This is a genomic window from Nonomuraea mesophila (assembly GCF_004352805.1).
Classification (GTDB): Bacteria; Actinomycetota; Actinomycetes; order Streptosporangiales; family Streptosporangiaceae; genus Nonomuraea; species Nonomuraea longispora.
Window position 1 is genome coordinate 15362 of the sequence record NZ_SMLD01000089.1, and the last position, 23470, is coordinate 38831.

A 23470-nucleotide genomic window follows, 5' to 3' on the forward strand; every position below is an offset into this window, starting at 1 on the left:
TAAGGCGGCCTGAGGCATCGCCACCAAGCGTCTACGTTCAAGTACATGGCTGACATCCTGCTCATCGAGGACGACGTGGCGATCCGCACGGCGCTCAGCCGCGGGCTGCGGGAGCTCGGCCACGCCGTCTCCTCCTCACCGACGGCGCTCGACGGGCTGCGGCTGGCCGTGCACGACCGCCCCGACCTCATCGTCCTCGACCTGGGGCTGCCCGACCTCGACGGGGTGGAGCTGCTGCGCATGTTGCGGGCGGTCAGCCAGGTGCCGGTGATCGTGGCGACGGCTCGCGACGGCGACGCGGAGATGGTGCCGGTGCTGGACGCGGGCGCCGACGACTACGTGGTCAAGCCGTACAGCGCGGCGCAGCTCGACGCCCGGGTCAGGGCCGTGCTGCGGCGGTCGGGCGGCGACTCGGGGCCGGAGCCGCTGGCCGTGGGGGCCCTGCGGGTGGATCAGCGGGCGCGTACGGCCACGCTGGACGGGGCGGAGCTCGACCTGACGCCGCGCGAGTTCGACGTCCTACACTATCTCGCCTCCCGGCCGGGCGAGGTCGTCACCAAGCGGGAGTTGCTGACGGAGGTCTGGCAGCTTCCGTACGGCGGGGCCGACAAGACGGTGGACGTGCACCTGTCGTGGTTGCGCAGGAAACTCGGCGAGACGGCGTCCGAGCCGCGCTACCTGCACACCGTGCGCGGCGTCGGCGTGAAGCTGGTCGAGCCGTCATGAGGCGGTGGCTGGCGCTGCTGGTCGCCGCGACCACGTCCCTCGTGCTGATCGCGCTGCTGGTGCCGATGGCGCTGCTGATCCGCGCCGTGGCCGAGAACGGCGCCATGAGCAGGGCCACCGCGGCGGCCGAGTACGTCGCGGTGGCCGTGGGCACGCCCGACCTGGCGCTGGCCGTGCAGCAGGCGGGGCGGCCCGTGACCGTGTTCCTGCCGGGTGGCGGCACGGTGGGCGGGCAGGCGCCCCGCTCCGACGCCGTACGCCTGGCCGCCACCGGACGCAGCGTCACCGCCGCGGCCCCCGGGGGCAGGGAGGTGCTGACCTCGGCGCAGACGCCCGAGGGCACGGCCGTGATCAGGGTGTTCGTGCCGGACGCCGAGCTGACCAAGGGCGTGCGGGAGGCGTGGCTGGCGCTGCTCGTACTCGGGCTCGCCCTGGTCGTGCTGGGCATCGTGCTGGCGGACCGGCTGGCGCTCGCCGTGACCAGGCCCGTGGACGGGCTCGCCGGGGTCTCCCACCGGCTGGCCGGCGGCGACCTGTCCGCCAGGGCGGAGCCGGGCGGTCCGCCCGAGGTGCGCTCGGTGGCGCTGGCGCTCAACCATCTCGCGGGGCGCATCGACGACCTGCTCGCGGCGGAACGGGAGTCGGTGGCGGACCTGTCGCACCGGCTGCGTACCCCTCTGACGGGCCTGCGGCTGGACGCCGAGTCGTTGCGCGACCCGGAGGAGAGGGCGCGCCTGCAGAGCCGCGTGGACGCGCTCGAACGGGCGGTGAGCACGGTCATCACGGACGCGCGGCGGCGCTCCGCCGGGCGCGACACGTGCGACGCGGCGGAGGTGGTGCGCGAGCGGGTGCGGTTCTGGTCGGTGCTGGCCGAGGACCAGGGGCGGGAGGTGTCGGTCCGGCTGCCCGAGGCGTCGCTGCCGGTGGCGGTGGGCGCCGAGGAACTGTCCGCCTGCGTGGACGCGCTGCTGGGCAACGTCTTCGCGCACACCCCCGAGGGGGTGCCCATGGCGGTACGCCTGGCTCCGCACGACTCCGGGGCCCTGCTGGTGGTCGAGGACTCCGGCCCAGGCTTCGACACGGCGCTGCTGGAGCGCGGCATCAGCGGGGGCGGCTCGACCGGGCTGGGCCTGGACATCGCCCGCCGCACCGCCGAGTCGTCGGGAGGCGGCCTGACCGTCTCCACGGCCCCGGGGGGCGGCGCGCGGGTCGAGATCGTCCTGGACGGCTCCGTGCCCGCATCCCCGTGATCCGCCGGCTGGCGTGGGACACCCACGGCGCCATGGACGAGGCGTTAACCATGGCTTAGCGCGCGATTAGCGGCGGTCGCGGTTTCGTGAAGGCATGCGAATCACGAAGAAGTTCATCGTTGCAGGTGCCGGGGTCGTCACGCTGGTCGCGGGCGGAGGCGCGGCCGTCGCCGCCACCACCGCCGCCGCCCCCGCCCCGAAGGTCACGGCGGAGCAGGCCATCGAGATCGCGCACAAGCAGGTGGCGGGCGCCTGGGTCAGCGAGCTCGACCTCGACTCCAGGGACACGGGGGCGGACGTGTGGGAGATCGAGCTGACCAAGGGCTCGCAGCGGCACGAGCTGAAGATCGATGCCGCCACGGGCAAGGTCACCAAGAACGAGACGGAGCAGGCGGACAAGGACGACGACGACCGGGACGACACAGACGACGACTGATCCGCCTCTCGCGAGGAACGCCGGGCCACCGCGGCCCGGCGTTTCATGCTTGCGGGCGGAGCCCCGCTATGAGGAGGGCGACCATCCGCCGCGCGTCGTAGCGGGGGTCGTTGTCGGCGCCGATGCAGAGGTTGCCGACACCGCGCATGAGTTCGAGGGCGTTGATGTCGGAGCGGATCTCCCCGGCGGCGGACGCCGCGTCGAGCAGCCGGGTGCAGACGGGCACGAGGCGGTCGAGGAAGTAGGCGTGCAGCGTGTCGAACCCGGCGTTGTCGGACTGCAGCACGGAGGCGAGCCCGTGCTTGGTGACCAGGAAGTCGACGAAGAGGTCGATCCACCGCCTGAGCGCGTCATAGGGGCTGGTGGCGGTATCCAGCAGGGCCGGACCGGCCTCGGCACAGGCTTCGACCTGGTGCCGGTAGACGGCGATGATGAGGTCGGACCGGGTCGGGAAATGGCGGTAGATCGTGGCCACCCCGACTCCCGCCCTGGCGGCGATGTCGCGCACGGGTGCTTCGACGCCCGAGGTCACGAAGACGGCCGCGGCGGCGTCGAGCAGCGTCCTCTCGTTGCGCCGGGCGTCGGCCCGCTTGCGGGTGGCGGCGCGCCTCGCGCCTCCGTCGTTCACCGCGCCATGTCCTTCCGTCGCCACACTTGCGAAACGGAACGAGGTTCCCTATCGTAGCTGGAACCAGATTCCGTTTACCCCATGATGCCAGAGGGCCACCCGCAGGGCCAAGCCACCCGTCGCCGCCACCGCGGCCTCGCGATACAGCCGAGTGCGGGGCGGCACTCCCGGACCGTGCAGGCGCACGGGACCACTACGACGGGCGACCGACCACACACCGGAGAACTGTTCCGCTTACACCCCCGGAAGGGCCAGCGCCTCATGCTCCACACCACGAGACCCCGCTTCGGTCTCATGACCGCTCCGTCCCAGGTCGACTACCACGACATCCTCCGGGTCTGGCGCGAGGCGGACGAGATCCCCGAGATCGAACACGCCTGGTTGTTCGACCACCTTCTGCCCATCTTCGGCGCCCCCGACGGCACCATCTACGAGGGCTGGACGCTGCTCTCCGCCCTCGCCGCGCAGACCCGGCGGCTGCGGCTCGGCGTGATGGTGACCAGCAACCGCATCCGCCCACCGGCGTTACTGGCCAAGATCGCGACGACCGTGGACGTCGTCTCCGGCGGACGGCTCGACTTCGGCATCGGCGCCGGCTCACGTCCCAGCTGGCCACTGGCCCACCGCGAGTACGAAGCCCACGGCCTGCCCTTCCACGACACCGCCCACGCCGTGGGCAGCCTCGCGGAGGCGTGCACGGTGATCCGGCGGGTGTGGACGGAGCAGGAACCGTTCGACTTCCACGGCACGTACATCCAGGTCACCGGCGCGTACGGCAACCCCAAGCCCGTCCAGCGCCACCACCCGCCCATCCTCATCGGCGGGCGTGCCTCCGCGACGCTGCGCGTGGCCGCCCAGCACGCCGACCTGTGGAACATCCCCGGCGGCGACATGAAGGACGTCGTCAGCCGCAGCGAGCTGCTGGACCGCTACTGCGGCGAGATCGGCCGCGACCCCGCCTCGATCATCCGCTCGATCCACCTGCCCGTCTCCTACGACCAGCCCGACCTCACCCGCGACTCGATCGCCGAGGCCATCGACGCCGGCTTCACCCACATCGTCCTCGGGCTCATGCCGCCCTATCCCGCCGGCGTCGCACGGTGGGTCGCCGACGAGCTCATCGTCAAGAACCGCCAGAAGGAGAGACCGCTCTCATGACGGAAACAGATCTCACGGCCGGCTCCCCCGCACCGGTCGTCTCGGTGAAGCCGGTCGTCCTGCCCGCGCCGGGCCGCGGCGAGGACCTCCAGGTCCACGTGTCCGCCCCCGTGACCGGCACCGGGCTGCCCGTCGTCGTGTTCTCGCACGGCTACGGCCAGTCGATGCACGGCTATGCCCCGCTGGCGGACCACTGGGCCGCTCATGGGTTCGTGGTGCTGCGGCCCACCCACCTCGAGTCCCGGACGCTCGGCCTCCCGCCCAAGGATCCCCGTACACCACGGATCTGGCGTTTTCGCATCGAGGACCTCAAGCGCGCTCTCGACGGGCTCGACCTCCTCGAAGCGGCCGTACCGGGACTCGGGGGACGCATCGACCGCAGCCGCATCGCCGTGGCGGGCCACTCCTGGGGAGCCCAGAGCGCGAGCGCACTGCTGGGCGCGCGGGTCCTCGGCTCCGGCGGTGTTCCCGGGGAGGACATGTCCGACCCCCGGGTCAAGGCGGGCGTGCTGTTCGCCCTCACGGGCCTCGGCGACGACCTGACCCCGTTCGCGGCCGAGCACTTCCCCTCCATGAGGCCGTACTTCGGCGACATGACCACCCCCGCGCTCATCGTCGCGGGGGACAAGGACCAGTCCGCACTGTCCACGCGCGGCCCCGACTGGTTCACCGACTCCTACGTGCACAGTCCCGGGAGCAAGAGCCTGCTCACGCTGTCGGGGGCGGAGCATTCGCTCGGGGGCATCTCCGGGTACGAGGCCGCCGAGACGACCGACGAGCATCCGGCCCGCGTCGCCCTGATCCAGCGGCTCACCACCGCCTACCTACGCAGTGTCCTCTGCTCCGAGGACACCGGCTGGAAGACGGCGCTGGAGGAAGATTTCAGCCCGCTGGGCAGCCTCCGGAGCAAGTAGACAGAGCACCAGTGCCGCACGGCACAAGGAATGATGACAGTATGTGACCATGCACCCACCCCGAGCGATGTCCTTCAACACCGCGGGTCCGTGCGACCCCCGGCAGCACTACATGCTGCCGCCCACACCTCGGCTGCCGGAGGCGCGAGCGCTGATCGACATGGACCGCTACTTCGTGGTCCACGCGCCCCGGCAGACCGGCAAGACCACCGCGCTGCGCACTCTGGCGTCCGAGCTGACGGCCGAAGGCGAGGTCGCGGCTCTGGTGTTCTCCTGCGAACGGGCCAAGGTGGCCCGCGACGACGTCGGGTGGGGGGAGTCGATGCTGCTCGACTCGATCCGTGCGGCGGCCAGGCGGTCGGGCTGGCCGGACGAGCTGCTGCCGCCGGACCCCTGGCCGCAGGCCACGCCGGGCAGCCGCATCGATGTCGCGCTGAGCGAGTGGTGCCGCCGCAGCCCACGCCGGGTGGTGCTGTTCTTCGACGAGATCGACGCCCTGCAGGGCGACAGCCTGATCAGCTTCCTCTGCCAGCTCCGTGACGGCCACAACGCCCGGCCCGAGGGGCACCCGTTCCCCACGTCCGTGATCCTGTGCGGGCTACGTGACGTCCGTGACTACAAGACCGCTGTGGGCGCCGACCCCGGCCGGTGCAATCCCACCAGCCCGTTCAACATCGTCACCGAGTCACTGCGGCTGGGCGACTTCACCGCCGACCAGATCGCCGAACTCTACGACCAGCACACCCAGGCCACCGGCCAGGAGTTCACCAAGGACGCGATCGACCGGGTCTTCGAGCTGACCCAGGGCCAGCCGTGGCTGGTCAACGCCATCGCCCACGAGATCACCTTCAACATGGGGGTGACCGGCGCCATCGTCTCCGAGCAGGTGGAGGATGCCAAGGAGCGGCTGATCCGGGCGCGTGCCACCCATTTGGACGCCCTGGCCGCCCGGCTGCACGAGCCCCGGGTCAAGCGGGTGATGGAACCGATCGTGGCCGGTGCCCACTACACCGACCGCCATATCACCGACGACCTGTCCTACGCCCGCGATCTGGGCCTGATCACACAGAAGCCTCCGCCTCAGGTGGCCAACCCCATCTACCGCGAGGTCATCCTGCGCGTGCTGGGCGATCTGACCGAACAGAACATCCACGCCGACCCGCACAGCTTCGTGCTCCCCGACGGCCGCTTCGACCTGGCACGCCTGCTGGAGGAGTTCGTCGTGTTCTGGCGCGAGCACGGCGAGGTCCTCATCCAGCAGGAGGGCTACCACGAAGCCGCCTGCCAGATCATCCTCATGGCCTTCCTGCACCGCCTGGTCAACGGCGGCGGCTACCTCGACCGCGAATACGCCGCCGGCACCAAACGCCTCGACGTCCTGATCCGCTGGCCTCACACCGGTCCCGACGGCGAGCGCCTGATACAACGCGAGGCCATGGAGCTCAAGGTCTGGCGAGCCGGAGAAAACGACCCGAAACCCGAAGGCCTCGCCCAGCTCGACCGCTACCTCGACCGCCTCACCCTCACCACCGGCGTGCTGGTCATCTTCGACCGCCGCCCCGAAGCCCCTCCGTGGAAGGACCGCGGCAGTTTCGAGCAGGCGACCACACCGTCCGGCCGCCAGGTCACCGTTCTGCGGGGATAGTACGACCGGGTCAGCGGGCCATGTTCATCACGACCGGACCCCGGCCATCGGTCAGCAGCCGTCGAGAATGGTCTCCATGGCCTGCTTCTCCGCCTTGGTCACCCACACGTCGTACTTGGCCTTCACGTCGATCTGCCGGCTGATGTAGGCGCACCGGTACGCCTTGCGCGGCGGCAGCCAGGTGGCGGCGTCGGAGTCGCTCTTCTGCCCGTTGAGCGGCCCGTCCACGGCCAGCAGGTTGAGCGGGTCGTTGGCGAACTCCTTGCGCTTGGTCTTCGACCACTGCTGCGCGCCCTTCTGCCAGGCGTCCGACAGCGGCACGAGGTGGTCGATCTGGACCTTGGAACTGGTGTCCTGGCCGCGTTTGAACTCGATGGTCCTGCCGCTGAACGGGTCTTCGAGCGTGCCGGTCAGGACGACGCAGTCGTGGGTGCCCGGCTTGAACGTCTCGCCTTCGAGGTCGCGCTTGAGGATGTCGTTACGGGTGTCGCAGCCGTTGTGGTCGACGTCCGACCAGGCGGGGCCGAATTCGTCGCGGTCGAAGCCGGTCTTCGGGGCGCGGCCCTTGACGTCGAGCCCGTCGAGCTTCGAGCGGGCCTCCGACACCGAGACCTTGTCCGCCTTCTCCACGTGCTGGCCCGCCGACTGCACGGTCAGCCCGCCGCATCCGGCGAGCATCCCCGACACGGCCAGACCGGCCATGACTCCCCGAACCCCCACCACGCCACCCCCGGACCTTGTTTGCGTAAAGTCTAGGGATAGAAATGCCCATCAATGGCTCTTATGAAGCCTCCAGGGCATCGATCAGCCACTCTGCCAGGTACTTAGCGAAAGATGATCTCACGTAGATCCGGTACTTTTCAGGCGATAGCCGCTCAAGTATCACCGAGGTCCTGGCCAGCAGGGTCTGGGCGTGCCCCGGGAAGACCGACGGGTCCAGGTCGATCGGACAGCCGGTGATGAGCACGTCGTAGGCGGCGGGCCCGGCGAGCTCCAGCACCGTACGCTGCCCCGACACGTCCACCCAGCCGGGACGCGGCGGGACGTCCCCGGCCACCAGCCACCAGTCGGGGCCCAGCCGCAGGCCCGTGCCCGGATCCGCGCCACGCACCTCCCACATCGGGACGAACGGCACCTCGCGCAGGCGCACCCGCGACGTGCTCACCGCCTCGAAACGCTCGGCGAACGCGGCAGCCGGGCTCTCCGACCGGCAGTCCCCCCTGTACGCCGCCGGCGGCTCCGGCAGCGGGTCGCCGTCGCGGCGGGTGTTGTCCGGGTCGTAGAGGACGGGCTCCACGACGGTCACCGGCTGCACCGCGTCCCCGGACACCGCCGTGAGCCGGTCGCCGGGGGTCACGTTCCTCGCCAGGGCCAGGCTGAACGTGCGGCCGAGCGCGGCGCTGTGGTAGCTGGAGGTGACGTGGCCGAGCATCGGCGCGACACCTGCCTCGGTCAGCTGGGCGCCCTCCTCGACGAGCGCGTCCGGATCGTCGGCGAGCAGGCCGACCAGGCGCTTGCGGTCGGGGCGCGCGGTGTCGGGCCGTGAGTGTGAGCGTTTGCCGACGAAGTCCGGCTTGCGCTTGGAGACGATCCATCCCATGCCGAGGTCCTGCGGGGTCACCGTCCCGTCGGTCTCCTGCCCGACGATCGCGAATCCCTTCTCCGCCCGCAGCACGTGCATGGTCTCGGTCCCGTACGGCACCGCGCCCAGCTCCAGCACCGCCTCCCACAGCGCCCTGCCGTACCGCCACGGCACGTTGACCTCGTAGGCCAGCTCGCCGGAGAAGCTGATCCTGAAGACCCGGCCGCCCACGCCCAGCACCGGCACGCTCGCGTACCGCATGAACGCCAGCTCCACCGCCTCCGGCGCGACCACCGCGATGACCTCGCGGGCGCGGGGTCCCACGACGGCGACCGTCGCCCAGTGGTCGGTGGCCGAGGTGAACGACACGTCCAGATCCGGCCACTCCGTCTGCCGCCACTCCTCCATCCAGTCGAGCACCGCGGCGGCGTTGCCCGTGGTCGTGGTCGTCAGGTAGTGGTCGTCGGCGAGCCTGGTCGTGGTGCCGTCGTCGAAGACCATGCCGTCGGCCCCGCACATCACGCCGTAGCGGCAGGCGCCGACGGCGAGCGTGGAGTACAGGTTCGTGTAGACGCGGTCGAGGAACTCGCCCGCGTCCGCGCCCCTGATGTCGATCTTGCCGAGGGTGGAGGCGTCCATGGCGGCGACGGCGGTGCGGGCCGCGTGGCACTCGCGCCGCACGGCGGCCTCCATGTCCTCGCCGTCCTGGGGAAAGTAGCGGGGGCGTTTCCACTGGCCGACGTCCTCGAACACCGCTCCGCGCGCCACGTGCGCGTCGTGCGGGGCGGTCGTCCTGACGGGGTCGGACAGCGCGCCGCGGTCGCGTCCCGCGAGGGTGGCGAAGGACACGGGCGTGTACGGCGGCCGGAACGTGGTCGTACCGACCTGGCCGGGCGCTGCGCCGAGCAGCGCGGACATGACGCCCACCACGACCGCGCCCGAGGTCTTGCCCTGGTCGGCGCCGGTGCCGGCGGTGGTGTAGCGCTTGACGTGCTCCACCGAGCGCATCCCGGTGGCCGTGGCCCTCGCCAGGTCGGTCACGGTCACGTCCCGGTGCAGGTCCGCGAAGGCGGGCTCGCTGCCCGGGGCCCTCTCGACGAGCCACAGGGCGGCCGGCCGCCGCGGGGTCCGCTCGTCGCACTCCGGCACGCGCAGGTCCGGCACGCCTGGCCCGGCGGCGCCGTGATCCTGCGCCGGCACGGTCTGTCCGGCGGCCTCGGCTCCCGCGGCGTAGCCGTCGGCGATGGCCTCGCGCGTGACGTACAGGCCCCGGCAGGCCCCGGCCGACCGCTCGCCCTGTGCCGACGTGCCGGGCACGAACGCCGCGAGCTCCTCGTCGTACCTGGTGCGGCCCCCGGACTGGCTGAACAGGTGCACGGCCGGGTTCCAGCCGCCGGCGACGGCCAGCAGGTCGGCGTCGAAGTGCCGGGATCCCACCTGGACGCCGGTGAGCACGCCCTCCTCGTCGGCGCTCGTCCCCGTCACCACCTGCCCGGCCAGGATCTCCACGTCCGCGGGCAGGCCGGAAGGACGCGGGTCGACGACGGCGAGCACGTCCACCCCGGCCGCGACGAGGTCCCGCGCCGCCTCGTAGCCGGAGTCGGCGCAGGCGAACACCACCGCCCGCCGTCCGGCCCGCACGCCGTAACGGTTGGCGTAGGCGCGGGCGGACGCGGCCAGCATCACGCCGGGCCGGTCGTTGCCGGGGAAGGCGACCGAGCGCTCGTGGGCGCCCGTGGCCAGCACCACGCGACCCGCCCTGATGTGCCACAGCCGCTCGCCGCGGGCCCGCCGCTCCACGGCGACCACGTAGTTGTGGTCGTAGTAGCCGACGGCCGTCGTCCTGGTGAGCACCCGGGCGGGCAGGTCGAGGCCGGCCACCCAGTCGAGCGCGGGAGCGCCGTCCAGGAGCAGGCGGCTGTTCAGCAGGTCGCCGCCGAGCCGGGGCTGGTCGTCCACGAGGATCACCCGCGCCCCCGCCCGTCCCGCCGCGACGGTCGCGGCCAGCCCGGCCGGTCCGCCGCCGACCACCAGCACGTCACAGTGCAGGTAGCCCTTGTCGCAGCGGCGCTCGTCCACCGCGTCGAGGTCGACCCGGCCCTTGCCGCGCAGGCTGTGCGCCTCCAGCCCGTCGAGGAGCTCCACGGTGGTGGCCGCGAGCATCGGGTCGGCGCCCACGCGGACCAGCGCGTTCGGTTCCTCGGGGCCGGCCGTGAAGATGCCGCGCGGGCGGCCGAGGTCGACGCTGCGGCCGACCACCCGCACCCCGTTGCGCAGCAGCGCGGCGGCCAGCGTGTCACCCGGCTCGCCCGTCATCGGGCGGCCGTCGAACGTGAACCTCATCGTGGCTTCCTGATCTCGTGGGTGACCGTGTGGCGTTCGACCGTGAACCAGGCCCGGCAGCCGTGCACGTGGAACCATCGCTCGTGGAACCAGCCCTTGGGGTTGTCGCGCACGAACACGTACGCGGCCCACTGCTCGTCCGTCACCTCGCCGGTGGGGCAGGCGATGCCGGCCTGGCCGCCGTAGTGGAACTCGTTCTCGTCGCGGGGCCCGCAGTGCGGGCAGTCGATCAGCAACATCAGTGCGCCACCGCCGCCGCGCCGTGCTCGTCGATGAGCGCCCCCGTCGTGAACCTGTCGAGCCCGTACGGCTGCGCCAGCGGATGCGGCCGGTCGTGGGCCAGCGTGTGGGCGTAGACCCAGCCCGCCCCCGGGGTCGCCTTGAAGCCGCCGGTGCCCCAGCCCGCGTTGACGTAGAGCCCTTCAACGGGGGTCGGCCCGATGATGGGCGAGGCGTCAGGAGAGACGTCGACGATCCCGGCCCAGGTGCGCAGCACCCGCACCCGGCTGAAGACCGGGAACAACTCCAGCGCCGCCGCCATCTGCGCCTCGATGACGTGCACGCCGCCGCGCTGCCCGTAGGAGTTGTACGCGTCGATGCCCGCCCCCATGACCAGCTCGCCCTTGTGCGCCTGGCTGACGTACACGTGCACGGCGTTCGACATGACCACGCAGTCGAGCACCGGCTCCAGCAGCTCCGACACCAGCGCCTGGAGCGGGTGCGACTGCAGCGGCAGGCGGATCCCGGCCCGCTCGGCGAGCACGGAGGTGTGCCCGGCCGCCGCCAGCGCGACCTTTCCCGCCGCGATGCGCCCGAGCGAGGTCTCCACGGCCGTGACCCGGTTGCCCGTGAGCTCGAAGCCGGTGACCTCGCAGCCCTGGATGAGGTCGACGCCGTACGCGTCCGCCTGGCGGGCCAGGGCCCAGGCCACGTGGTCGTGCTTGGCGATGCCGCCGCGCCGCTGCAGGGTGGCGCCCATGACGGGATAGCGGGCCCGGTCGGAGACGTTGATGATCGGGCAGAACTTCTTGACCTCGTCCGCGTCGAGCCACTCGGCGTCCACGCCGTTGAGCCGGTTGGCGTTGACCCGGCGCCGGCCCTCGCGCACGTCGCTCAGGTTGTGCGCGAGGTTGAGCACGCCGCGCTGGCTGAACTGCAGGTCGTAGTCCAGCTCGTCGCTCAGCCCCTCCCACAGCCTGAGCGAGTGCTCGTAGATCGCGGCGCTCTCGTCCCACAGGTAGTTGGAGCGGATGATCGTGGTGTTGCGGGCCATGTTGCCGCCGGCCAGCCAGCCGCGTTCGAGCACGGCGACGTTGGTCAGGCCGTGGTTCTTCGCCAGGTAGTAGGCGGTGGCCAGGCCGTGGCCGCCGCCTCCGACGATGACGACGTCGTAGGCGGGTCTGGGCTCCGGGTTGCGCCAGAGGAAGTCGGGGTGGGTCAACGTCTGATCTTCTCCATCCCGGGGTCGAACAGGGGCTCCTTGGCGACCTCCGCGGGGACGCGGCGGCCGAAGTAGGAAATTTCTACGTGCGTCCCGGGCTCGGCCAGCTCGGCGGGCAGCCACGCGTACGCGATCGGCCGCTGGATGGTGTGCCCGTACGCCGCGCTGGTGACGTACCCGACCGTGCGACCCTCATGCCGTACGGGCTCCTTGCCCATGACCACCTCGGCGCTGAGCAGTGGCACCAGCCTGCGCGTGACGTCGGTCGTCAGCGCGTCCCGGCCGACGAAGTCCTTGTCCGTCCTGACCGCGAAGGCCAGCCCCGCCTCGTACGGGTTGTGCTCCGTGGTCATGTCGACGCCCCAGAGCCGGTAGCCCTTCTCCAGCCGCAGGCTGTTGAACGCGGCCCGTCCGCCGGCGGTCGTCACTCCGGGCGACCAGAGCGTGTCCCACAGCTTCAGCCCCATGTCGGCGGTGGTGTAGAGCTCCCAGCCCAGCTCGCCCACGTAGGAGACGCGCATCGCGAGCACCGGCACGTGACCGACGTATCCGGACCGGCAGGTGAAGTAGCGGAAGCTCTCGTGCGCCAGGTCCATGTCCGTGAGCCCCTGCACCAGCTCCCTGGCCTGCGGGCCCCACACGCCCACGCAGCACGTGCCGGGCGTCAGGTCGCGCACCCGCACCCCGCCGGGCGCGTGCCGGGTCAGCCACTCCAGGTCGAGGTTGCCGTTCGCGCCGACCTGGAAGGTCTCCTCGTCCAGCCGCGCCACCGTGAGGTCGCTCCTGATCCCGCCCTTGACGTCGAGCAGCAGGGTGTAGGTGACCGAGCCGGGCTTCTTGTCCACGTTGTTCGTGGTCATACGCTGCAGGAACGCCGCCGCCCCCGGCCCGCTGACCTCGATGCGCTTGAGCGGCGTCATGTCGTAGAGCGCCACCCGCTCCCTGGTCGCGTACGACTCCGCGGCGGCGATCGGCGACCAGTAGCGGCTCGCCCACGCGTCCCGCTGCTCGGCCCCCAAGATCGGAAGGGGCTCGTCCGTGCGGCGTACGAGGTCTTCCAGCAGCGGCGCGTTGGCCTCGAACCAGTGCGGCCGCTCCCACCCCGACGCCTCCAGGAAGAAGCCGCCCAGTTCCCGCTGGCGCGGGTGGAACGGGCTGGTGCGCAGCGGCCGCGGCGACTCCATCGGCTGCAGCGGATGGATGACGTCGTAGACCTCGACGAAGTTCTGTTTGCCGCGCTCCTCGACGAACGCCGGCGACAACTGCGCCTGCTCGAACCTGCCCAGCTCGCATTCGTGCAGGTCCACCGACGAGCGCTCCTCCACGAGCACCTCGGCCACCGCCCGCGCCACCCCCGCCGAGTGGGTCACCCACACGGCCTCGGCCAGCCAGAACCCCTCAAGGTGCGGCGCCTCGCCGATCAGCGGGAACCCGTCGGGCGTGAAGGAGAAGACGCCGTTGATGCCCTCCTCGTACTTCGACTCGGCCAGCTCGGGCAGCAGGTCGACCGCGTCGCGCCAGGCGGGGTCGAAGTCCTCCTCGGTGAACGCCTGCACCGACGGCATCGTGGTCGAGCGGGGGCCGATCTCGTCCTGGGTGACCGGCATGGGCCTGTGGGCGTAGGAGCCGATGCCGATGCGGTCGCCGTGCCGGCGGAAGTAGAGGTCGCGGTCCTGGTGACGCAGGATGGGCCCCTGCGGCCGGGGTGCGAGGGGGCCCGACTTGGCGTACTGGTGGGCCAGCGGCAGCAGCGGCACGGTCAGCCCGGCCATCGCGCCGATCGACGGCCCCCAGAACCCGGCCGCGCACACCACCACGTCGGCGGGGATCGTCCGGCGCCCGTCAGAGGTCTCGACCGCGACGCCGGTCACCCGGCCGCCCGCCTGCTCGACGCCCACCACCGTGTGGCCGGGCAGGAACCTCGCCCCGCGCTGCGTGGCCCGCTCCGCCTGCGCCTGACCGCAGGCGACCGCCCTCGCCAGGCCGTCGCTCGGCACGTACAGGCCGCCGAGCACCTGGTCCTTGTCGAGCTGCGGCCACAGCTCCGCGCACCGCCCGGCGTCGACCAGCTCCCCCTCGACGCCCCACGACTGCGCCCAGCCGTGCTTACGGTGCAGGTCGTCCCAGCGTTCCTGGGTGGTGGCCACCTCCAGGCCGCCGACCTGGCGGAAACAGCTCTCTCCCAGCGCGGTGTACTTGCGCACGGTGTAGGAGGCGAACTCGGTCATCGTCTTCGACGGGTTCGTCTGGAAGACCAGGCCGGGGGCGTGGCTGCTGGAGCCGCCTGCGGCGAAGAGCGGCCCCTGGTCGAGCACCGTGACGTCGGCCCACCCCCGCTCGGTGAGCTCGTCGGCGAGAGCACACCCCACGATCCCGGCACCTACGATCACCAAACGGGGTCCACTCATGGCGCCTCCGGTTGTTCCTTAATACGCAACACACACCGCACTACGCAACGAACATAGGGCCATGCGTACCTCGGGAACAAGAGCGGCTTTCCGGTACACCGCGAACTTTCCCCATCGAAAGCGGTGGTAGACCGCTGCCCGACGCGCGCGGTGGACCGCAGCCCGAGGAGGTGCTGGAGGTGGTGACCGGCCGCGACGCGGTGGCCCGCCCTACCTGCAGCTCGAACGTGACGCCACCCGGGAGATGCTCGTGCTCGTGCACCCCCCGTACGCGGTGGACATCGGCGACGACCGGGAGAACCGGCAGCGCGCGGCCCGCCAGGGAGCCCCACCGCGGCATCTACAGCCCGCCGGCGTTCGAGCACCCCGCGCACGGTGCAGCGCCGGGTGCAGGTGTTGTGCGAGCGGCTGGGCGCGAGGACCCGCTTCCACGCGGGTTTCCTCACCGCCCGGAGCGACCTCGTGGCGGGGCCTAGGTGATCAGTATCCCGCCGTCCACCGGCAGCGTCACCCCGGTGATGTAGGAGGACGCGTCGCTGGCCAGGAAGACCGCCGCCGCCACCAGCTCGGCCGGGTCGCCGGTGCGGTCCATGACCACCCGCGACTCCACCATGCGTTCCAGATAACCGGGTTTGTACTGCTCGGTCATCTCTGAGGCGAAGAAGCCCGGCTCCAGGCAGTTGACCCTGATGCCGCGGCGGCCGGTCCACTGCTGCGCGAGGTCGCGCGTCAGCCCGGTCACCGCCGCCTTCGACGCGCTGTAGGCGGCCTGCGGCAGACCCGCCGTGGTCTCGCCGAGCACGCTACCGATGTTGACGATCGACGAGCCGGGCCGCATCACCCGCGCGCACGCCTGCGCCATGTAGTAGGTGCCGTGCAGGTTGGTGTCGATGACCTGCCGGAACTCCTCCGGGGTCTCGCGCAGCGCGGGCACGGCCGTGCCGACGCCGGCGTTGTTGATCAGCACGTCGACGCCGCCCATGGCCTCGACGGCCGCGGCCACCAGGGCGTCGCAGTCTTCCGGCCGTGACACGTCGGCCGGCACGGCCAGGCACCGGCGGCCGGTCTCCTCGACCAGCCGCCGCGTCTGCTCCAGCCGCTCGACCCGCCGGGCGCCGATCACGACGTCGGCGCCCGCCTCGGCCAGGCCCTGGGCGAAGGCCACGCCCAGCCCGGCGGAGGCGCCGGTGACGATGGCCACCTTGCCGTCGAGCCGGAAGCGTTCCAGCACGTCGATCCTCGTCCTTCCGAACGCCCCAGGGGCCTTACAGGCCGTATTCCTTGACGATGCGCTCGTGCCGCTCGACCTCGACGTCGATCTCACGGGCCAGGTCGAGCCAGGCCAGCGGGTGCACCCACCGCTCGGTGGCGTCGTCGAGCAGGGCGTCGACCTCGTTGGGCGACACGTCGGGCGGCACTGCGACCCAGCCGAACACGCCGGGCAGCCGCTCACCCGAGGACGGGTGGGAGACGGTGTAGTTCTCGTCGCTGTAGACCCACATCGGCCAGCCGCGCTCGGCCATGACCTCGGTGAACTCCGCCCAGTCCTCCTCGCTCGGCGCGGCGCCGTCGAAGAAGTAGCTGGTGTAGCCGCCCGGCCGCAGGATGCTGACCGCGGCGAAGGGCGGCACGAAGTTCTGCTGCTCCTCGGGATCGTCCGGCACCGGCTCCAGCAACTGCGGGTCGAAGACCACCAGGTCGCCGGCGTTGTATTCCATGCCGCGCGGCTGCGGCAGCGCCAGCCTGGCGGTGGCCGGCCCGGTGCGGATCGACAACACCTGACGCTGGCCGCCGTCGGGCGCGGGCAGGATGACCCTGATGAGGCCCATCTCCTCCTCGATCGGGCCCTCCGTGGACTTGATCGGCATGCCGATCTTGGCCGCGCCCTTGCGCACGGTCTCCCAGTCCTCGGCGGCGGTCGCCATGACGATCATGCGCCAGACGTCTTCGTCGACGAGTTCGTCGAGCACCTCGTGAAGCACCCCCGCCGCCCTGGCGTTCTGGTCGAGCTGCTGGGCCGCGCCCGACAGCAGGCGGCGGGCCTCCAGCCCGGCGCCGGCCGCGACGGCGTGCTCGGCCGCCTCCAGCGTCTCGGGCCAGCGCTCGCGGGCGCTGTGCAGCCTGGCCAGCGCGAGGTATTGGGCGTCGTGCGGCAACATCGCGGCCATCTGCTCCAGCCGCTCGTCCTGGCGGGCCTCGATGAGCAGCGTGGTGAGGTAGGCCACGTCGTCGGCCTCGGCGGTGGCGATGTCGCCGGAGTCGACCAGCATCTTCCAGTAGATGTCGGCACCGGTCGCGGGATAGCCGAGGAAACCGGCCGTGGTCGTGTGGCGGCGGGTGGCCTCGAGGTCGCGCCCGGACAGCGGGGCCAGCCAGCCCACCCACTTCTCCGGGTCGGCGTTGAAGCCGTCGGCGGCGTCGAAGAGGCCGACCCGCTCCTCCAGCGGGCCGGGCGCCTCGGGCTCGCTGGAGGCCTCGGCCGTGGCGCGCAGGGCGGCGATGCGCTCGGCCAGCCCTTCGGTGTCGCGCAGCTCGGGCAGCCCCGACTCGGCGAGGTCGGCCAGCAGACCGGCCTGCCAGACGCCCTGCCTGCCGATGGCCAGCTCGCCCGCGACCAGCGCGAGCTCGACGCGGGCGCGGTAGCCGCCCATCATGCTGAAGTAGTCGATCCACTGGCGCAGCACGCGGCCCAGCTGCCAGGTGTTGGTGATCTGGGCGGAGCCGGCCAGCATGCTGACGGTCTGCGACCACTCGACGAACACCCGCGGATGCTCGCCCACCACGTCGAGGTCGGGCAGCGCGTCGACGGCCTCGGCGATGCGGTCGAGCGTGGCCAGGATCAGCGCCCTGCGCACACCGTCGCGGTGCTCCTTGGCCACCGGGTCGTCCGCGTCGAAGCCCGCCGCGGCCTGCAACGCCTGCAGCGCGTCCTCGGCGCGGCCGGAGGCCAGCAGCGCGCGGGCGCTCTCGGCGCCGAGCTCCCAGCTCGACTCGCGACCGGCGACCCGCAGCCGCTCGACGGCCGACTCGGCGTAGGTCGCGGCCTCGCCCGGCCGGCCCGCGTCGATCAGCGCGGCGACATATTGCGTGACGAGCCCGGTGAAGGCGGGCTTCTCCGGGGTCAGCGCCTCGATGTGCGCGCCCAGCAGTTCGAGCCGCTCGGCCGCGTGACCGGGGCCGTCGGCGTTGGCCCACGTGATGGCCATCGCCTCGATCGCCGCGGGAGCGGCCGGGCACTCGCGTACGTCTTCGCGCTGAGCGAACTCCATCAGCTGCTGCGCGTCGTCGAGCGCGACCGCGCCCTGGGCCCGGTCGCCGATGCGGCCGATCAGGTGCCAGTAGCGGGCGTAGAACTCGAGCCAGGGCAGCTCCAGGGCCTCTGCCTGCTGCGCGATGGCCGGAGCCATGACGTCGAGCTGCGGGTAACGGCCCTCATAGGCCTGTGCGGGAAGGTCTCCCAGCGCCATGGCGAGGCCAACGTTGCCCGCCTCAGAAAGCTGCTGCTGGGTATCGCCGACCCAGGCCCAGATGTCCACGTCCATGGGCAGCCAGTCTGCCAGGTCAACGAGCGTGCCCAAAACGCGGAAGCCCGATCAGCCCGTCCGATTCGCGGCGCCGAGGACCGAAAAGGCCCGCGCCGTGAATCCGCCGGCCGTCTGACGTCACTCCGGCATCATCAGCTCGCCGCTCGCCACGATGACCGCGGGGCCGGACAGGTAGCTGGTGTCCTCGTCGAGGATCACCGTCAGCGTGCCGCCGACCACCTCGATCGTCCACGTGCCCGTGCTCTCGCCCGACAGGTTCGCGGCGGCGACGGCCGTGGCCACCGCGCCCGTGCCGCACGAGCGGGTCTCCCCCGAGCCGCGCTCGAAGACGCGCATGACCGCACGGCTGGTGCCCACCGGGTTGAACAGCTCGATGTTGACGCCACCGGGGAAGACCCCCGTGTCGAAACCGGGCTGGTGTGTGAGGTCGAGCTGGGCCACGGGGTCGCCGATGGCGCAGGCCAGGTGCGGATTGCCCATGTCGACGTACAGGCCGGTGTACTCGTGGCAGCCGACGGCCGCCACGCTCTCGCCGTGGATGACGGGCCGTCCCATGTCGACCGTGACGTCGCCGTTCGGCTCGACGCGGACCTTGCGCAGGCCGCCCCGGGTGGCCACCGCGAACTCCGCCTGCTGCACCAGCCCGGCGTCGATCAGGTAGCGCACGAACACGCGTACGCCGTTGCCGCACATCTCCGCGACGCTGCCGTCCGCGTTGCGGTAGTCCATGAACCATTCGGCCGCCGACGCCTGCTCGGCCACCTCGTGGCTCTGCTTGGTGCGCGCGACCCTCAGCACACCATCGGCCCCGATGCCTGTCCTCCTGTCGCAGATCTTCGCGACGAGCGAGGCTGAGACGTCCAGCTCGCCGCCGGGATCGGGCAGGATGACGAAGTCGTTCTCGGTGCCGTGCCCCTTGAGAAAGCGCATTTCAGAAGTTTATGCACACCGGCTCTCGGTGATTCGATCGAGGGATCGCTGTAGCAGGTCGGGGGCGTCGTAGGGCAGCCAGCACACCCGCGGATCACGGCGGAACCACGACTCCTGACGACGGGCGAAGCGCCTGGTCAGCCTGACCGTCTCGGCGATCGCCTGCTCCTCGCTCCACTCGCCCTCCAGGAAGCGGACGACCTGGGCGTAGCCGAGGGCGCGACTCGCCGTACGGCCCTCGGCCAGGCCCTTCCCCAGCAGTTCCCGCACCTCGTCCACCAGGCCCGCCCGCCACATGCGCTCGACCCTGACCGCGATGCGCTCGTCGAGCACGGGCCTCGGCACCTCGATGCCGATCTGCACGCTCGGATAGACCGCCTCGTAGGAGGGCATCGTGGCCGAGAACGGACGCCCGGAATGCTCGATTACCTCAAGCGCGCGGACGATGCGGCGCCCGTTGCTGGGCAGGATCGCCTCCGCGGCGGGCAGGTCCAGCCCGCGCAGCCGCTCGTACAGCGGGGCGGGGCCGCGCTCGGCCAGCTCCGCCTCCAGCCTGGCCCTGATCTCCGGGTCGGTGCCGGGGAACTCCAGCTCGTCGATGGCCGCCCGCACGTAGAGCCCGCTGCCGCCGACCAGGACGGGCACGTCCACGGCGTCGAAGACGGCCCTGGCCAGCTTCTGGTATTCGGCCACGCTGGCCGTCACCGTGACGTCCCAGACGTCGAGCAGGTGGTGCGGGACCCCGCGCCGCTCGGCCGGGGTGAGCTTGGCCGTGCCGATGTCCATCCCCCGGTAGAGCTGCATGGAGTCGGCGTTGACGCACTCGCCCCCCAGCCGGAGCGCGAGATCGACGGCGAGATCGGACTTTCCCACCGCGGTGGGGCCCACGACGGCGATGACGGGGTGCTGGCTCACACCGACCAGTCTGCTAGAGGTCGAGCAGCGTCGGTTGCAGATAACCCTCGTGGGTCAGCAGCCGGCGCTTGGTCTCCACGCCCTCGCCGCCGCTGAAACCGCCCAGGCCGCTGCCCGAGATCACCCGGTGACAGGGCACGAAGATCGGGATCGGGTTGGAGCCCATGATCGAGCCGATGCCCCTGGCCGGCACGCTGGAGCCGCTGCGTTCGGCCAGCTCGCCATAGGTGACGGCGGTGCCGTACGGGACCTGGTGGAGGGCCTGGAGCACCCGCAGCCGCGAGCCGGACATCAGGCGCCAGTCGATCGGCGTCTCGAAGACCTTCAGCTCTCCGGTGAAATAGGCGTTCAGCTCCGCGACCGCGAAGGCCGTACGATCCGCATCATGAACCTCTGGCAGGCCGAGCCGCTCGGCCAGGCGGGCACACGCCCCGCGCGCCGACGCCCAGCCCGAAGCCGCGAGGCCGGTCTCGGTGACGGCCAGCACGAACGGGCCGACGGGCGTCGGCACCTCGGCGAAGGCGGCGGTCTCTGCGGCGGCGGGCATCATGTCCTCACGTGAACTCGTGGTGCTGGGCACCTCCAGCGCGGTCCCTACCCGACACCGTAACCACAACGGCTACCTCCTGCGCTGGGACGGTCAGGGCTTCCTGTTCGACCCGGGCGAGGGCACGCAGCGGCAGATGGTGCTCGCCGGCGTCAGCGCCCACGACGTGCACTGGCTCTGCCTCACACACTTTCACGGCGACCACTGCCTCGGCGTGCCCGGCGTGGTCCAGCGCATCGCCCGCGACAGGGTCAGGCACCCGGTGCGGGCGCTCTTCCCCGGATCCGGCGCACCCTACTGGCGCAAACTCCGCCACGCCGCCGTGTTCGCCGACACGTCCGTCATCTCCGAACATCCCCTCGACGGCGACCCCGTCACCGTCGGCCCGCTGAGCGCCCGCCGCCTGTCCCACCCGGTCGAGTCCTACGGCTACCGCCTCCAGGAGCCGGACGGACGCCGCATGCTGCCCGACCGGCTGGCCGCCCACGGCATCCGCGGCCCCGAGGTGGGCGAACTGCAGCGTACGGGCCGCGTACGCGGCGTCACTCTCGACGAGTGCAGCGAGCCCAGGCCGGGGCAGAGCGTGGCCTTCGTGATGGACACCCGGCTCTGCGACGCCGTCTTCGAGCTGGCGTCGGGGGCCGACCTGCTGGTGATCGAGTCGACGTTCCTGTCGCCGGAGAGCGCGCTGGCCAAGGAGTACGGGCATCTGACGGCGTACGAGGCGGGGGTCGTGGCGGCGGACGCGGGCGTGCGCAGGCTGGTGCTCACGCACTTCTCCGAACGGTACGGGTTCGCCGCGGAGCCGTCGTTCGCCGCCGAGGTGCGGCGCAGCTTCGACGGCGAGGTCGTGCTCGCCCGCGACCTGATGAAGATCCCCGTGCCGCGCCGCCGTCAGTAGGGGCTGCGGCCCTGCATGACCTTCGCGAACAACCCGCGCGCGTAGGCGTCGGACGCGCGGTGCAGCCCGGACCCGAAGCTGATCCTGGCCACCCCCAGCTCGGCCAGGCGCGGGAGAGAAGGGGCTCCGGGCCGGAAGAGGATGTTCACCATCCCGCCCAGCTCGCCCGCCAGCGCCCGGATCTCCTCCTCGTCCGCCAGATCGATCGGGTAGACGCAGTCGGCTCCCGCCTCCAGATAGCGCCGCCCGCGCTCGACGGCCGCGGCGCGGTCGCCGCGGCCGTGCAGGTAGAGGTCGATCCGGGCGTTGATCACCAGGTCGGGCCCCGCGGCGGCGCGTACCTCGGCGAGGAAGTCCGCCTGGACGCCGGTCTCGACCATCTCGCCGGTGCCGGGGACGGAGTCCTCCAGGTTGCACCCGACGGCTCCGGCGTCCGCCAGCGCCTCGGCGAGCGCGGCGGCGCCGAGCCCGTAACCGCGTTCGACGTCCGCGGTGACGGGAACGTCGACCGCCCTGGCCACGCGCGCCACCGCCGCCATCATCTCGGCGGGCGGGGTGCCCTCGCCGTCCTCGTGGCCGAGCACGCGGGAGACGGCGGCGCTGCCGGTGGCGACCGCGGGAAAACCGGTTTCCTGTACGGCGCGTGCCGAGGCCACGTCCCAGACGTTGGGCAGGACCAGAGGGGTCCCCGGCACGTGCAGGGCTCGTAGCGCGGCCGCCTTGTCACTCGTCATGCGGGCGACCTTACGAAACGCTCCGGCATCCCCGAAGGTCCATTGCCCGCGAATTACGGCAAGCCACTTCCACCCGGGCACACGGCCTGCCGGTGAGCTGGACCTTTCAGCAGCCGCCCCTGGCGCACTGGCCGTTGACCAGGCCCGCCGGGCCGTCCGCCGGGGTGTCGCCTTCGTCCTGCGAGGGCTTGCGCGGGGAGGTCGTCGCGGGCTTCTTCTTGCCGGTGTCGTTCTGCTTGGCACCGTCGGACGGGTTGCGGCCCGTCGTGCCGGTGTCCTCGTTGCCGGGACCGCCTTCGCCATCGGTCGCGACGTCGCCCATGCTGCCGTCGTCGTCGCCGGTCGGCAGGTTGTCGTCGGGAGCGTCCGTCTTGGCGTCGCCCATGGTGGCGTCGTCGTCGCCCTGGAGCTCCTGTTCGTCGCCGGCGCTCTGCGACGCGGCGGGCTGAGCACCTCCGGGCTGCGCGGGATCAGCGGGGTTGCCTGCCAGCAGGTAGCCGCCGCCGGCCGCCGCCACGAAAGCGAGCGCCCCCGAGGCGACGATGATGGCGATCTTCGTGTTGTTCTTCGAGGACCTGCGACCCGAGGGCCCATTCCTCGTAGACGAACGGGTGTCCCCAGGTCCGGAAAGGATCTCCTGGTGATCCGGCTCGCGCGAACCTTGCATGGTGTTGCAGCTCCCTGCGGTCGTATCGGGGAAAGCTCACCGGCTTCCGCGGGTGATGGACCACACTAGCGGCAACACCGGAATGCTCGCAGAACAATCACGAAGGAATCACGACTTGTCCCCCCTTAGATCCATAAGACCAGGTAGCCGCGCCCGCCTGGCACCCCTGGCCGGAGCCGCCGGGGTACTCGTCACCGCGACCCTCGGCATTTTCCTGGCTTTCACCAGCTCGCCCGAACCGTCCGCGCAAAGCTCCGCCGAATTCGATCAGGAATCACCGCTCACCCCAAGATCAATAGCGCCTCAACCGCCACTCTGGGCGCCGAACATGACACAAAGAGCGACAACGATCACGCCTTTTCCTGGAACGTTCCACACGCCGGGGGCATGGACCGCCGACGCCGCGATGGGGCCGCTGTCGCCGCCGTGGATTCACCCCGTACCGCCGCCCTGGGCCATCACGGGAACCCCGCCTTGGGGCCTCACGGAAACCCCGTCCCGGGGCGTCACCGGAGCCCCGTCCTGGGGCCCCGCAGAACCCCCGTCCTGGGGCCTCACGGGAACCCCGCCCTGGGGCGCGCCCGAACCTGCCCGCCCGTCAGCGGCCACCGGCCGGCCCACGTCCCTGGGTCCGCCGGCGCTGATCCCCGGGCGTACGGCCGCCCCCGCTCCGCCCTCCCGCGACCGGTCGGCGGCTCCC

At 71.7% G+C, this 23470-nt stretch carries 20 protein-coding genes; 7 read left to right on the forward strand and 13 right to left on the reverse strand.

Features of this window, described 5'->3' with window-relative positions:
- Positions 1-45: 45 nt before the first annotated feature.
- From E1295_RS28665 to E1295_RS28675, 3 genes are all read left to right on the forward strand, one after another.
- On the forward strand, positions 46-726 hold the full coding sequence (locus E1295_RS28665; protein ID WP_132634554.1) for a response regulator transcription factor: 681 nt from the start codon (positions 46-48) through the stop codon (positions 724-726).
- The gene (locus E1295_RS28670) at positions 723-1976 is read left to right on the forward strand and encodes a sensor histidine kinase (protein ID WP_132634556.1); all 1254 of its coding nucleotides are present in this window, start codon (positions 723-725) and stop codon (positions 1974-1976) included. The genes E1295_RS28665 and E1295_RS28670 overlap by 4 nt, the downstream gene beginning before the upstream one ends.
- A 94-nt stretch (positions 1977-2070) precedes the next feature.
- Positions 2071-2412 (forward strand): PepSY domain-containing protein, encoded by a 342-nt coding sequence (locus tag E1295_RS28675; protein WP_132634558.1) that lies wholly within the window; start codon positions 2071-2073, stop codon positions 2410-2412.
- 43 nt (positions 2413-2455) lie between these two features.
- On the opposite strand, the gene E1295_RS28680 is transcribed toward E1295_RS28675, so the two are convergent.
- The gene (locus E1295_RS28680; protein WP_132634560.1) at positions 2456-3040 is read right to left on the reverse strand and encodes a TetR/AcrR family transcriptional regulator; all 585 of its coding nucleotides are present in this window, start codon (positions 3038-3040) and stop codon (positions 2456-2458) included.
- Between the two features lie 261 nt (positions 3041-3301).
- On the opposite strand from E1295_RS28680, the gene E1295_RS28685 reads away from it, so the two are divergent.
- The 3 genes from E1295_RS28685 to E1295_RS28695 are packed head-to-tail and all read left to right on the forward strand — an operon-like array spanning position 3302 to position 6757.
- Positions 3302-4198: an LLM class flavin-dependent oxidoreductase gene (locus tag E1295_RS28685; RefSeq protein WP_132634562.1), complete on the forward strand. Its 897-nt coding sequence runs from the start codon at positions 3302-3304 to the stop codon at positions 4196-4198.
- A complete protein-coding gene (locus E1295_RS28690) occupies positions 4195-5112 on the forward strand; it encodes an alpha/beta hydrolase family protein (RefSeq protein WP_132634564.1) in 918 nt (305 codons plus the stop codon). Before E1295_RS28685 ends, E1295_RS28690 begins: the two co-directional genes overlap by 4 nt.
- A gap of 49 nt (positions 5113-5161) precedes the next feature.
- Positions 5162-6757 carry an ATP-binding protein gene (locus E1295_RS28695; protein ID WP_220448933.1) on the forward strand — a complete coding sequence of 532 codons (1596 nt, stop codon included), beginning with the start codon at positions 5162-5164 and terminating at the stop codon, positions 6755-6757.
- Positions 6758-6808: 51 nt separating this feature from the next.
- Here E1295_RS28695 and E1295_RS28700 read toward each other — a convergent pair whose 3' ends face one another.
- From E1295_RS28700 to E1295_RS28750, 10 genes are all read right to left on the reverse strand, one after another.
- Positions 6809-7459 carry an HNH endonuclease family protein gene (locus E1295_RS28700; protein ID WP_166427451.1) on the reverse strand — a complete coding sequence of 217 codons (651 nt, stop codon included), beginning with the start codon at positions 7457-7459 and terminating at the stop codon, positions 6809-6811.
- A gap of 79 nt (positions 7460-7538) precedes the next feature.
- Positions 7539-10682, reverse strand: coding sequence for a 2Fe-2S iron-sulfur cluster-binding protein (locus E1295_RS28705; RefSeq protein ID WP_132634566.1), 3144 nt, complete (start codon positions 10680-10682; stop codon positions 7539-7541).
- The gene (locus E1295_RS28710; protein ID WP_132634568.1) at positions 10679-10921 is read right to left on the reverse strand and encodes a sarcosine oxidase subunit delta; all 243 of its coding nucleotides are present in this window, start codon (positions 10919-10921) and stop codon (positions 10679-10681) included. Before E1295_RS28710 ends, E1295_RS28705 begins: the two co-directional genes overlap by 4 nt.
- Positions 10921-12123, reverse strand: a complete 1203-nt coding sequence (locus E1295_RS28715) for a sarcosine oxidase subunit beta family protein (RefSeq protein ID WP_132634570.1) — start codon at positions 12121-12123, stop codon at positions 10921-10923. Before E1295_RS28715 ends, E1295_RS28710 begins: the two co-directional genes overlap by 1 nt.
- Positions 12120-14531 (reverse strand): GcvT family protein, encoded by a 2412-nt coding sequence (locus E1295_RS28720; protein ID WP_132634572.1) that lies wholly within the window; start codon positions 14529-14531, stop codon positions 12120-12122. The genes E1295_RS28715 and E1295_RS28720 overlap by 4 nt, the downstream gene beginning before the upstream one ends.
- A 472-nt stretch (positions 14532-15003) precedes the next feature.
- Complete coding sequence (locus E1295_RS28730) at positions 15004-15762, reverse strand: SDR family NAD(P)-dependent oxidoreductase (protein ID WP_220448934.1); 759 nt, start codon at positions 15760-15762, stop codon at positions 15004-15006.
- Positions 15763-15796: 34 nt separating this feature from the next.
- Positions 15797-18073 (reverse strand): tetratricopeptide repeat protein, encoded by a 2277-nt coding sequence (locus tag E1295_RS28735; protein WP_166427452.1) that lies wholly within the window; start codon positions 18071-18073, stop codon positions 15797-15799.
- A gap of 120 nt (positions 18074-18193) precedes the next feature.
- Entirely contained in the window at positions 18194-19006 is an 813-nt protein-coding gene (dapF, locus tag E1295_RS28740; protein WP_132634576.1) for a diaminopimelate epimerase, read from the reverse strand.
- A 9-nt stretch (positions 19007-19015) separates the two neighbouring features.
- Entirely contained in the window at positions 19016-19921 is a 906-nt protein-coding gene (gene miaA, locus E1295_RS28745) for a tRNA (adenosine(37)-N6)-dimethylallyltransferase MiaA (protein WP_132634578.1), read from the reverse strand.
- Positions 19922-19934: 13 nt separating this feature from the next.
- The gene (locus E1295_RS28750) at positions 19935-20471 is read right to left on the reverse strand and encodes a methylated-DNA--[protein]-cysteine S-methyltransferase (RefSeq protein ID WP_132634580.1); all 537 of its coding nucleotides are present in this window, start codon (positions 20469-20471) and stop codon (positions 19935-19937) included.
- Between E1295_RS28750 and E1295_RS28755 the strand changes: the two genes are divergently transcribed.
- A complete protein-coding gene (locus tag E1295_RS28755) occupies positions 20470-21369 on the forward strand; it encodes a ribonuclease Z (protein WP_132634582.1) in 900 nt (299 codons plus the stop codon). The genes E1295_RS28750 and E1295_RS28755 overlap by 2 nt on opposite strands.
- Here the strand turns inward: E1295_RS28755 and E1295_RS28760 are convergent.
- Both E1295_RS28760 and E1295_RS28765 read right to left on the reverse strand, forming a co-directional pair.
- On the reverse strand, positions 21363-22103 hold the full coding sequence (locus E1295_RS28760; RefSeq protein WP_132634584.1) for an isocitrate lyase/PEP mutase family protein: 741 nt from the start codon (positions 22101-22103) through the stop codon (positions 21363-21365). The two genes, E1295_RS28755 and E1295_RS28760, sit on opposite strands and share 7 nt — an antisense overlap.
- 106 nt (positions 22104-22209) lie before the next feature.
- Positions 22210-22770, reverse strand: coding sequence for a hypothetical protein (locus E1295_RS28765; protein WP_132634587.1), 561 nt, complete (start codon positions 22768-22770; stop codon positions 22210-22212).
- Positions 22771-23470: the final 700 nt, after the last annotated feature.